At 72.3% G+C, this 11,787-nt stretch carries 7 protein-coding genes; 2 read left to right on the forward strand and 5 right to left on the reverse strand.

The window, feature by feature from the left end:
• Positions 1–114 precede the first annotated feature (114 nt).
• On the forward strand, positions 115–5,100 hold the full coding sequence (locus tag EDD30_RS26105; protein WP_071808093.1) for an NAD-glutamate dehydrogenase: 4,986 nt from the start codon (positions 115–117) through the stop codon (positions 5,098–5,100).
• A 76-nt stretch (positions 5,101–5,176) separates the two neighbouring features.
• On the opposite strand, the gene EDD30_RS26110 is transcribed toward EDD30_RS26105, so the two are convergent.
• Positions 5,177–5,959, reverse strand: coding sequence for an alpha/beta fold hydrolase (locus EDD30_RS26110; protein ID WP_123678519.1), 783 nt, complete (start codon positions 5,957–5,959; stop codon positions 5,177–5,179).
• Between the two features lie 91 nt (positions 5,960–6,050).
• On the reverse strand, positions 6,051–7,199 hold the full coding sequence (locus EDD30_RS26115; protein ID WP_071807780.1) for an MFS transporter: 1,149 nt from the start codon (positions 7,197–7,199) through the stop codon (positions 6,051–6,053).
• A gap of 51 nt (positions 7,200–7,250) precedes the next feature.
• Here EDD30_RS26115 and EDD30_RS26120 point away from each other — a divergent pair, with 51 nt between their 5' ends.
• Positions 7,251–9,383, forward strand: coding sequence for a heavy metal translocating P-type ATPase (locus EDD30_RS26120; RefSeq protein ID WP_084556874.1), 2,133 nt, complete (start codon positions 7,251–7,253; stop codon positions 9,381–9,383).
• Positions 9,384–9,694: 311 nt separating this feature from the next.
• Here EDD30_RS26120 and EDD30_RS26125 read toward each other — a convergent pair whose 3' ends face one another.
• The 3 genes from EDD30_RS26125 to EDD30_RS40925 are packed head-to-tail and all read right to left on the reverse strand — an operon-like array spanning position 9,695 to position 11,713.
• A complete protein-coding gene (locus EDD30_RS26125; protein ID WP_244945406.1) occupies positions 9,695–10,621 on the reverse strand; it encodes a TetR/AcrR family transcriptional regulator in 927 nt (308 codons plus the stop codon).
• Positions 10,602–11,027 (reverse strand): thiol-disulfide oxidoreductase DCC family protein, encoded by a 426-nt coding sequence (locus EDD30_RS26130; RefSeq protein WP_071807778.1) that lies wholly within the window; start codon positions 11,025–11,027, stop codon positions 10,602–10,604. Before EDD30_RS26130 ends, EDD30_RS26125 begins: the two co-directional genes overlap by 20 nt.
• Positions 11,024–11,713 (reverse strand): hypothetical protein, encoded by a 690-nt coding sequence (locus tag EDD30_RS40925; RefSeq protein ID WP_244945407.1) that lies wholly within the window; start codon positions 11,711–11,713, stop codon positions 11,024–11,026. Before EDD30_RS40925 ends, EDD30_RS26130 begins: the two co-directional genes overlap by 4 nt.
• Positions 11,714–11,787 lie beyond the last annotated feature (74 nt).

Raw genomic sequence — 11,787 nt, forward strand, 5'->3', positions numbered from 1 at the left:
GTTGTCGGATCGTGCCTGGAGGACCCCGGGTGCGCCCAGGCTGTCGGAGCCAGGCTCTAGGCTGTTGCCGACACGTCGAACCCACAATGTCGTGGGTGAGGGGAGCCGTCCGCCATGCCAGTCACCGACGAGGCAGCCACCGAATCCGATCCCGAACTCGACTTCGGCCCGGGCCCCGGCCTGGCCCTGACGGGCCGGTTGGGCACGTCAGACGACGAGCTCGATGAGCCGCTGCCCAACGCCGAGCGCCTGGTCGCCGAGGCCGTGGCCCTCGCGGGTGAGGACCACGCCACCGCGGCCCTCGTGGGCCGCTACTGGCGGTTCGCGCCGGACGAGGAGCTTGTCGGTTACACCCCCGGTGAGATGTTCGCGGCCGCCCGCCGGCACCGGGAGCTCGCCGCCACCCGGCTGCCGGGCGAGCTGAAGCTCGACATCAGCGCCCCCGGAGAGGGCCAGCCGCACACGGTCATCTCGATCGTCACCGACGACATGCCGTTCCTGGTCGACTCCGTAACCGCCCTGCTCACCGCCCACCAGCTCCAGGTGCACCTGCTCGTGCACCCGCTGATCGTGGTGCGCCGCGAGCCGCTCGGCGCGCTGTCGCAGGTCGAGTCGGACGTCGAGCCGGACGACGCGATCGACGGCGACCTGGTCGAGAGCTGGATCCGGGTCGAGATCGACCCGGTACGCACCGTGGAGGCGCGCGAGCAGCTCCACAACGAGGTGCGCCGGATCCTGACCGACGTGCGCGACGCGGTCGAGGACTGGCCGCGGATGCGTCAGCGTGCCCTCGTCATCGCCGACGAGCTGGCCGCCGCGCGCGGTTCGGAGCACAAGCTTCCGGTGCCGGACAAGGACGTCACCGACTCGATCGAGCTGCTCAAGTGGCTCGCCCACGACCATTTCACGTTCCTGGGCTATCGCGAATACCAGCTCGGCGGCGGCGAGGGCGACGGCGACTACGACGTGCTGACGGCCGTGCCTGGCACCGGCCTCGGCATCCTGCGGGGTGACCACAGCACACCGCGCAAGTTGTCGTCGATGGCGCCCGAGGCGCACCAGCGCGCGCTGGAGAAGCGGTTGCTGGTCATCACGAAGGCCAACTCCCGGGCGACCGTGCACCGCTCGGCCTACCTCGACTACATCGGCGTCAAGGTCTTCAACGACCGTGGCGAGGTCTGCGGCGAGCGCCGGTTCCTCGGCCTGTTCTCGAGCTCCGCCTATCGCACCAGCGTCCGGGAGCTGCCGGTGGTGCGCCGCAAGGTCATGGAGGTGCTCGACCGTTCCGGCCTGTCGCCGCGCGGGCACTCCGGCAAGGACCTGCTGCAGATCCTCGAGACCTACCCGCGGGACGAGCTCTTCCAGATCAAGACCGACGACCTCTACGAGGCCGTCATCGGCGTGCTGCGCATGGCCGGCCGCCGCCAGCTCCGGCTCTTCCTGCGCCGCGACGGGTACGGTCGCTTCATCTCCTGCCTGATCTACCTGCCGCGCGACCGCTTCACCATGAGCAACCGGCAGGTGATGCAGGAGATCCTGCTGCGCGAGCTCAACGGCGTCGGCGTCGACTACACGACCCGGGTCACCGAGCGGATGCTCGCCCGCGTGCACTTCATCGTCCGCACCGACCCGGCCGACCCGCCGGGTGTCGTCGACCCGAACGTGCTGGCCGAGAAGCTCGCCGACGCGACCCGCATGTGGGACGACGACTTCTCCCTGGTGCTCGAGCGCAAGCTCGGCGAGGAGCCGGCCCGGGAGCTGTTCCAGCGCTACGCGGCCGCGTTCCCCGACAGCTACAAGGACGGTCACACGCCGCACGACGCGGTCCAGGACATCGCCAAGCTGGAGCTGCTGGAGGAGGCCGGCCAGCTCGAGATGCACCTGTACCGCAAGCGACGGGTCACCCGGGACGGCAACTCCGAGCCCGACGACCACGACGTGCGGTTCAAGGTCTTCCGGTACGGCGAGCCGATGATGCTCTCCGCGGTGCTGCCGGTGCTGCACTCGCTCGGCGTCCAGGTGGTCGACGAGCGGCCGTACGAAGTGCGCCGCCCCGACGGCACCGTCTACCTCTACGACTTCGGTCTGCTCCCGCCGGCGGCACACCGCGAGCTCTCCGAGGTGCGCCCGCAGGTCGAGAACGCGTTCGCCGCCGCCTGGCAGAACGAGGCGGAGGTGGACGGCTTCAACGAGCTGGTGCTGCGCGCCGGCCTGACCTGGCGGCAGGTCGTGGTGCTCCGGGCGTACGCGAAGTATCAGCGGCAGACCGGCGCCGTCTTCTCCCAGCGGTATGTGGAGTCGACCTTCATCGCCTACCCGGAGATCACCCGGTTGCTCGTGCGGCTGTTCGAGGTCCGCTTCGCGCCGAACCTGGAGATGGGGGAGGAGGAGCGCTCCCGCCGCTCGGGCGAGCTGGTCGAGCAGATCACCGGCCTGCTCGACGGGGTGGACAGTCTCGACCAGGACCGGATCCTGCGCTCGTACCTGACGCTCATCCAGGCGACCCTGCGCACCAGCTTCTTCCAGCGCGGCACCGACGGGCGGCCCAAGTCGTACGTCGCGTTCAAGCTGGACCCGCAGGCGATCCCGGACCTGCCGCAGCCCCGGCCCAAGTTCGAGATCTTCGTGTATTCGCCGCGGTTCGAGGGTGTGCACCTGCGCTTCGGCGCCGTGGCGCGCGGCGGCCTGCGCTGGTCCGACCGGCGCGAGGACTTCCGCACCGAGATCCTCGGGCTGGTCAAGGCGCAGATGGTCAAGAACGCGGTGATCGTGCCGGTGGGTGCCAAGGGCGGCTTCGTGCTGAAGCAGAAGCCGGGCGACCGTGACGAGGCGGTCGCGTGCTACCGGCTCTTCATCGGTGCGCTGCTCGACGTGACCGACAACATCCTCAGCGGCAAGATCATCCCGCCGCGGGACGTGGTCCGCCACGACCCCGACGACCCCTACCTGGTGGTGGCGGCCGACAAGGGCACCGCGACCTTCTCCGACATCGCCAACGAGATCTCGGTCGGCAAGGACTTCTGGCTGGGCGACGCGTTCGCCTCCGGCGGGTCGGCGGGCTACGACCACAAGAAGATGGGCATCACCGCGCGCGGCGCGTGGGAGTCGGTCAAGAAGCACTTCCGCGACCTCGGCACCGACACCCAGACGCAGGACTTCACCGTCGTCGGCGTCGGCGACATGTCCGGTGACGTGTTCGGCAACGGGATGCTGCTCAGCGAGCACATCCGGCTCGTGGCGGCGTTCGACCACCGGCACATCTTCCTGGACCCGCAGCCGGACGCGGCGGTCTCGTTCGCCGAGCGGCGGCGCCTCTTCGACCTGCCGCGCTCCTCCTGGGCCGACTACGACCCGGCGCTGATCAGCCAGGGCGGCGGGGTCTATCCGCGGACGGCCAAGTCCATCCCGGTGTCCCCGCAGGTCCGTGCGGCCCTCGACCTCGGCGACGCCGCGGCGGTCAGCCCGACCGAGCTGATGCGGGCCATCCTCGCCGCGCCGGTCGACCTGCTGTGGAACGGTGGCATCGGCACCTACGTCAAGGCGCGGTCGGAGACCCACGCCGACGTCGGCGACAAGGCCAACGACGCCATCCGGATCAACGGCAGCGAGGTGCGCGCCAAGGTGGTCGGTGAGGGCGGCAACCTGGGCCTCACCCAGCGCGGCCGCATCGAGTACGCCCGCCGCGGCGGTCCGCGCGACGACGCCGGCAACCCCGTCGGCGGGCGCATCTTCACCGACTTCATCGACAACACGGCCGGTGTGGACTGCTCCGACCACGAGGTCAACATCAAGATCCTGCTCGGCGGGGCGGTCACCGACGGCGAACTGACGCTCCCCGAGCGCGACGAGCTGCTGGCGGCGATGACCGACGAGGTGGCGGCGCTGGTCCTGCGCGACAACTACGAGCAGGCCACCGCGCTGGGCAACGCGCGGCAGCAGGCTCATTCGCTGCTGCCCGTGCACCGCCGGATGCTGACCTCCATGGAACAGGCCGGCCAGCTCAACCGCGAGCTCGAGGCGCTGCCCACCGACAAGGAGCTCGGCGTCCGGCACGAGAACGGCGAGGGGCTGACGCCGCCGGAGTTCGCGGTGCTGCTCGCGTACGTGAAGATCTCGCTCGAACGTCAGGTGCTCGCCGACGCCATCGTCGACGAGGAGTGGACCACCGGGGTGCTCGCCCGCTACTTCCCGACGCCGCTGCGCGAGCGGTTCGCCGCCCGCATGGCCGGCCACCGGCTGCGCCGCGAGATCATCTCGACCGCCCTGGTCAACGAGGTGGTCAACCGTGGCGGCACGTCGTTCGTCTTCCGCGCGATGGAGGAGAGCGGCGCGTCGGCGGCGGACGTCATCCGGGCGTACGTGGTGATCCGCGACGTCTACGGCATGCAGGAGCTGTGGGACGCCGCGGAACGGCTCGACAACGAGGTGCCGACCTCCGCGCAGACCGCGGTCTACCTGGAGACCCGCCGCCTGCTCGACCGTGCGGTCCGCTGGCTGGTCAGCAACCGCCGCTCGCCGATCGACGTGGCCGGCGAGATCGCGCGCCTGCGCCCCGAGGTCAGCGCCCTCCTGCCGCAGCTTCCCGAGGTCGTCGTGGGTGGCGAGCGCCGCTCGATCGAGGCGCACGTCGAGACGCTCGTGTCGAAGGGCATCCCGGAGGATCTGGCCCGCTCGGTGGCCCGGGTCGTCTACGGCTTCGGCATGCTGGACATCCTGGAAACCGCCAAGTCGACGGGCCGGGACGCGACCGAAGTGTCCGGCATCTACTTCGTCCTCTCGGAGCGCTTCCAGATCGACCGCCTGCTGTCCCACATCTCCCGGCTGCCCCGGGGGGACCGCTGGCAGACCCTCGCCCGCATGGCGCTGCGCTACGACCTGTACGCGGCGCTCGCCGGCCTGACCGCGGAGGTCCTGCAGTCGACGCGCGCGGAGGCGCCCGCGGAGGACAGGGTCTCGGAGTGGGAGCAGGTCAACGCGGCATCGATCGCCCGCGCGGGCAACGCGATGGGCAACGTGGATGAGTCCCCGGCCGACCTCGCGGCGCTGTCGGTGCTCCTCCGCCAGATCCGCACGCTGGTCAAGACCTCGGCCGCGGGCTGACGCGACCCCGGACCCGGGCGCGCCTCGCCGCGCCCGGGTCCGGGGTCGCGCCCGGGTCAGTGCCGTGGTCCGGCCGTCAGTGGTCCAGTTCCTCCATGAAGCCCGCGATGGCCGCGGCCAGGCGTCCGGGTGCCCGGCGCTCGGCGTTGTGGCCCTGCCCGTGCATCAGCATTCGCCGGGCCCGCGGCAGCACCCGCTCCAGCGCGTCCAGCCGCTCCCCGAGATGCCGGGGCGACCTGTCCCCGCCGATGAGCAGCATCGGCAGGTCCAGCTTCGCGTACTCGTCGAGCCGGTTCCCCAGCGCGTCGATCGCGTCGCTGTCGTCGAGCTGCCGGACCACCCGGTCGCGGTAGCGGCGGTGGCCGGCGACGAGACCGGCCGCGGCCGCGGCGGCCGGTGACATCCGGACGACGTCGCGGAGGAAGACCGTCAGCGCCTTGCCCGGCTTCCCGTCGGCCAGCGCCGCCCGGGCCGGAAGCAGGCGGTCGCCGCCCAGCGGTTCGCCGATCACGACGGGGGGCTCGTAGAGGACGGCGCCCCCGTAGCAGGCCGGGTCCGCGAGCATCGCCTCCAGGGCCAGCACCGCCCCCGACGAGTGGCCGACCAGCACCGGCCGGTCCAGTTCCGCCGCGATCGCCGCGACGTGGTCCACCTCGTCCGCCATGGTGACCGGGCGGGGCAGATCCGTCCGGTACTGGCGGCGGTGCAGCCGTACGGTCCGGAAGCGGTCGCGCAGCCGGTCGGTCACCGCGTGCCACGCCATGCTGTCGGCCATGCCGCCGTGCAGCACGAGGATCGGGGCGCCGAGCCCCTCGTCCACCGCCTCCGCCATGGTTCTGTCGATCGCCGTCGCCCGCATCGAGCCTCCTCCTCGGCGCCGCCAGCGAAATCCGGCGCCTTCAGGTCAATCTAGGCGCTACCGGGCGACACTGCCGGCGCGAGCGGGTTCCTCACCGGGACGGAGTCGCCGCCGGTCGCAGCGCGCGGGCGCCCAGGCCCATCGCCACGGTCAGCGCGGCCACCAGGACGAACGACACCGTCAGCGACGAGGCGTGGGCGATCCCGCCGATGATCCCGGGCGCGACCAGCCCGCTCCCGTACGCGATGCCCGCCACGCCGGCGAGGCTGCGCCCGGGGTGCTCGCCGAGGCGTCCGGCCGTGGCGAAGACGAGCGGCACCACGACGGCGATGCCGACTCCCATGAGTCCGAAGCCCAGGATGCCCAGCAGGACCCGGTCTCCCAGCACCACGGTCACGGCGCCCGCGCTCGCGCAGAGGCCGGCGAGTCGTACGGTGGTCACCGGGCCGAGGCGCTCGATCACCTTGTCGCCGACGAACCGGGCGAGCGCCATGCTGATCGAGAACATCGACACCGTCAGCGCCGCGGTGCCGGCCGAGCCGCCCAGGACGTCGCGGATGTAGACCGCGGCCCAGTCCAGGCCGGCGCCCTCGGCGAACACCGCGCAGAGCGCAACCAGGCCGATCGGCAGCACCGCCCGCGACGGCAGCGCGAACGCGGGCGGCGCGCCGGACGCCGCCTCCGGACGGTGCGGCACCAGCCAGACGGACGCGGTGAGGGTGACGGCGCCCAGCGCGACCGCGGTGGCCAGGAAGTGGGGGCGGGCGTCCATCCCGGCGCGGGCCGCCAGCGCCGCTACCGCCGAACCGGCCAGCCCGCCGACGCTCCAGAAGCCGTGGAAGCTCGACATGACCGAGCGGCCGTACCGCTCCTCGATGATGACCGCCTGCGCGTTCATCGCGACGTCCGCGACGCCGGCGGTCGCGCCGTAGGCCACCAGGACGAGGCACAGCCCCACGATGGAGGTGGGCAGCGACGGCAGGACGAGCGCCGCGCACCACAGCAGGATCAGCGCGCGGGTGAGGGCGCGCAGGTCGTAGCGGTGGGCGAGGCGGGCGGAGAGCGGCATGGCGAGCAGGGCGCCGACGCCCGGCATGAGCAGCGCCAGGCCGAGCCCGCCCGCGCCGGTGTCGACGTGGTCGGCGATCCACGGCACCCGGGCGGCGAACGTGCCGGTGACCGCGCCGTGCACGGCGAAGATCACGGAGGTGGCGGCTCGGGCGCGCCGGAGCGTCTGCATGACGGGTCACCCTAGTCGTCGCGTACCCCCAGGGGGTATATGCTGGTGACCATGACCCGGCAGATCGAGCTCGAGATCGGCGGCATGACCTGTGCTGCCTGCGCCAACCGCATCGAGAAGAAGCTCAACCGGCTCGAGGGCGTCACCGCCACGGTCAACTACGCGACGGAGAAGGCCCGCGCCACCGTCCCGGACGGCCTCACCGCCGCCGATCTCATCGCCGTGGTCGAGAAGACCGGCTACACCGCCGCCGAGCCGCGCGCCGAGGAGGCGCCGGAGGTCCCCGCCGCCGATCCGCTGCGGACGCGGCTCATCGTCTCCGCCGTGCTCACCGTCCCCGTCGTGGTCCTCGCCATGGTGCCGGCCTGGCAGTTCGACTACTGGCAGTGGCTTTCGCTGACCCTCGCCGCACCCGTCGTGGTCTACGGCGGCCTGCCGTTCCACCGGTCCGCCGCGGTCAACTTGCGCCACGGCGCCGCCAGCATGGACACGCTCGTCTCGCTCGGCACGCTCGCGGCCTTCCTCTGGTCGCTCTGGGCGCTGTTCCTCGGCGACGCCGGCATGCCGGGTATGACCCACCCCTTCGTGCTGCGGGCCGGCAGCGACGGCGACGCGATCTACCTCGAGGCGGCCGCCGGGGTCACCACGTTCCTGCTGGCCGGCCGCTATGCCGAGGCCCGCGCCAAGCGGCGCGCGGGCGACGCGCTGCGCTCGCTGCTGGAGCTCGGCGCGCGCTCGGTCACCCTGCCGGACGGGCGCGAGATCCCCGTCGATCAACTCGCGGTGGGCGACCTCTTCCAGGTACGCCCGGGGGAGAAGGTCGCCGCCGACGGGGAGGTCGTGGACGGCGCCTCCGCCCTCGACCAGAGCCTGGTCACCGGCGAGTCGGTCCCGGTGGAGGTGACCGTGGGAGACCCGGTGACCGGCGGTACGGTCAACGCCGGCGGCCGGCTCATCGTGCGCGCGACCCGGGTCGGCGCCGACACCCAGCTCGCCCAGATGGCCCGCCTGGTCGAGCAGGCGCAGGACGGCAAGGCCGCGGTGCAGCGCCTCGCCGACCGGATCTCCGGCGTCTTCGTGCCCGTGGTCATCGCCCTGGCGGCGGCAACGCTGGGCTACTGGCTCGGCACGGGGCAGGGGACGACGGCGGCATTCACGGCCGCGGTCGCCGTACTCATCATCGCCTGCCCGTGCGCCCTCGGCCTGGCCACGCCGACGGCCCTGCTGGTCGGCACCGGCCGCGGCGCCCAGCTCGGCATCCTCATCCGCGGCGTGGAGGCGCTCGAGTCGACGCGCCGGGTGGACACGATCGTGCTGGACAAGACCGGCACGGTGACGACGGGCGCGATGGCCGTGGTCGAGGTCGTCCCGGAGCCCGGCCACGACGCCACGGAGCTGCTCCGGCTGGCCGGCGCGGTCGAAGCCGCCTCGGAGCACCCTCTCGGCCGCGCCATCGCCCGGTCGGCGGCCGAGAACGGCCCGCTGCCGCCGGTCACGGAGTTCAAGGCCACGGCGGGCGTCGGCGTCCGCGGCGTGGTCGGCGACGCACTCGTCGAGATCTCCCGGGGCGCGGGCGAGACCGCCCACACCTGGGTCGAGGTCCGCGTCGACGGCACGCTGCGGGGCCGGCTGGCCCTCACCGATCCCGTACGCCCGACCAGCGCCGCCGCCGTCGCGAGCCTCCGCGGCCTGGGCCTCGATCCGGTCCTCGTCACCGGCGACGCCGGACCGGTGGCGGAGCGGGTGGCCGCGGAGGTCGGCGTGACGCAGGTCGTCGCCGGCGTACTCCCGGCGGGCAAGGTCGACGTCGTCAAGCGCCTGCAGGCGGAAGGCCGCTCGGTCGCGATGGTGGGCGACGGCGTCAACGACGCGGCGGCCCTCGCCCAGGCGGACCTCGGCGTGGCGATGGGCGCGGGCACCGACGTGGCCATCGAGGCGTCGGACCTCACCCTGATGCGCGACGATCTGACGGCCGCGGTCGACGCGGTACGTCTGGCACGGCGCACGGTGCAGATCATCCGCGGCAACCTGTTCTGGGCCTTCGCCTACAACGTGGCGGCGCTGCCGCTCGCGGCGATGGGGTTGCTCAATCCGATGATCGCGGGCGCGGCGATGGCGCTGAGCTCGATCTTCGTGGTCGCCAACAGCCTCCGGCTGCGCCGCTTCCAGCCCGCGGCAGTGTGAGCCGGGCGCTTGTTCCCATCGGTCGCTCCCGAAACCAACGGGGCGCCCGGCTCACCATCTGTACCACCACGGCATTCCCTCGGACTGGTCCCGAAGCCCGAAGTACCGCGGTGGCATTCCCCAGATCCACCTGCACACATGACGCTATGTGATGACCGCCCCCCTTTGGAAGCGCAGCGTGCGTGAATTGGCCGTTCGGTCGGCCTTGTCGGGCGACAAAACCGACCCGCTCTGCCACACAAGATGGCAGCAGCCTCAGGGATCACAGCGTGGTTACTCTGAGTGAAGGCTGAACGAAGTGCGGAGGGTGATCAGTCGTCCTCGCGGATCGTGTCGAGCAGGCCGAGGACCTGCCGCAGCGCCGGCCGCAGCACGCGCAGGCGGGACAGCCCGACGAGGCGGTCGATGAGCGGCACGATCCCGTCGATCAGTCGGCGGGTGCGCCTGCGGTCGGGCGAGCGGTCGTACACCCAGAAGAGCACCACGCCCATCCAGCCCAGCCACAACAGCTCCGGCAGGACCTTGCGCAGCTCCGGGTCGAGCTTCGCGGACGAGCCCTCGACCACATCCCGGAAGATCGCGATGGCCGCCTCCCGCGCGGGCGACGACTCCCGCGAGAACGGGCTCAGCGGCGACGACGGCTCGGCGGCCGTCTTGAAGAACGTCGCCGCGAACGAGTGGTACGGGTCGTTGACATCGACTCCCGCATGCAACACCCCCCGCAACCGCGCCGCGAACTCCTTCTCCCGGGCCAGTACCGGCCCGGAGGCCACCCGGTGCGCGGCCTGATTCTGGTCGTAGAACCCCTGGATCAGGTGTTCCTTCGAGTCGAAGTAGTAGTACGCGTTCCCGACCGCGACCCCGGCCTCCTTGGCGATGGCGCGCATGGTGGTCTCGGTGTAACCCCGCTCCCGGAAGAGCCGGAGCGCCGTCTCGAGAATGAGCTGCCGAGTCTGCTCACCCCGCTGCCGGCGCGGCCGCTCCTCGCCACCACCCTCCGTCCCGGTCCGCGTCCCCGTCCCGCCGACCGTGCCCGCGCTCGGCGTCGCGTCAGTGCCCGCGCCGCTGTTCGCGGCCGTGCGGGAGGTCGCTGCCACGGCGTCTGCGCGGGATCCGGCGGAGCGGTCCCCCTCCGGCGCGGCCTGGGGGGATCCGGTGGAACGGCCTCCCTTCGGCGCGGCATGGGCGGAGCCGGTGTCCGGTTCGTCGGCGGCGGAATCAGCGGCAGCTGTCGTCACACACGTCACCGTAGTCTTCCGCGCGCGTCGACTGCCGCACGGCCGACGCGGCCGCGATGAAGCGCCGCGCCGCCGGGAGCAGCGACGGCGTGCTCAGCCGTTCCGCGACGCCCCGGTAGTCCGCCAGCGCCCAGAGGCAGGCGAGCCACGCGCCGTCCGAGACGTACACCAGGCCGTTGTCGGCGATGACCGTCAGATCCCGCAGCGTCGCGGAGTGGTCCAGCCCGGGAAAGCACTCCCGGGCCGTCTCCGAGCCGGCCGGCACGAACCGCAGGGGTACGAGCTGGGCCCGGCTCTCGAGCCACCGGTGGGCGGTCCGGCAGATCGGGCAGCCCTCGTCGTAGAGCACGGTGAGCGACCCGATCCGGCCGGACCCGAACCCGGCCGGATCGATGTCCGCGCTCATGCCTGCGCGGGCGGCGGAACCGGCCCGGACATGCCCTGTCCCGGCCACGCCAAGCCCTCACCCGCCGCGTCTGCACTGGAGGCCGCCCCAGGCCCGGCGGCACCCGGCCCGGCCGCGCCAGGACCGGTGGTGCCGGAAGCGGTGGTGCCGGAAGCGGTGGTGCCGGAAGCGGTGGCGCCGGGAGTGCCCGCGCCGGGAGCGCCGGGGGCAGGGAAGCCCTGGAAGGGTCCGCTCGGTACCGGCCCGGTCATCGGATATCCGGGGGGCGGGCCCATGGGCCGCGCTCCCGGCGGGATCATCGGCAGCCGGCCCGCCGGAGGCAGCGGCGGCAGGGCCTGCTGCTGGCGCAGCCGCCCGCGCCGGTACCGGCCGAGGACTATCACGTTGAGCACGTGCAGCAGGCCCAGCACCAGCAGAACGAGCCCGATCTTGCCGGAGAGGACCTCCAGCGCCCGGGAGGCGTCCCGGACGCCCTCGGCGGAGCGCATGGCGACCGCCACGTAGCCGAGGTTGAGCAGGTAGAACCCCATGACGAGCAGGTGGTTGACCGCCTTGGCGAGCCGGCTGTCGTCGAAGACGTCCTCGAGGAAGACCAGCCCGTTGCGGGACAGGGTGGTCGCCACCCAGACCGTCAGGCCGACGCTGATCGCCAGGTAGACGAGATACATCCAGATCTTGTGGTCCATCGGCCTCACCCTTGTTGAACGCGTTCAACTGCTGACGGCCTCAGACTAGATCCATCTTTGAACGCGTTCAAGGG

The organism is Couchioplanes caeruleus (assembly GCF_003751945.1).
GTDB classification, from domain to species: domain Bacteria; phylum Actinomycetota; class Actinomycetes; order Mycobacteriales; family Micromonosporaceae; genus Actinoplanes; species Actinoplanes caeruleus.

What these genes read in the sequence shown, in the direction of transcription:
- EDD30_RS40925 (WP_244945407.1), bottom strand. Translation starts at nt 11,713, where the DNA reads ATGGACCACAAGATCTGGATGTATCTCGTCTACCTGGCGATCAGCGTC.
- EDD30_RS26115 (WP_071807780.1), bottom strand. Translation starts at nt 7,199, where the DNA reads ATGCAGACGCTCCGGCGCGCCCGAGCCGCCACCTCCGTGATCTTCGCC.
- EDD30_RS26120 (WP_084556874.1), top strand. Translation starts at nt 7,251, where the DNA reads ATGACCCGGCAGATCGAGCTCGAGATCGGCGGCATGACCTGTGCTGCC.
- EDD30_RS26105 (WP_071808093.1), top strand. Translation starts at nt 115, where the DNA reads ATGCCAGTCACCGACGAGGCAGCCACCGAATCCGATCCCGAACTCGAC.
- EDD30_RS26110 (WP_123678519.1), bottom strand. Translation starts at nt 5,959, where the DNA reads ATGCGGGCGACGGCGATCGACAGAACCATGGCGGAGGCGGTGGACGAG.
- EDD30_RS26130 (WP_071807778.1), bottom strand. Translation starts at nt 11,027, where the DNA reads ATGAGCGCGGACATCGATCCGGCCGGGTTCGGGTCCGGCCGGATCGGG.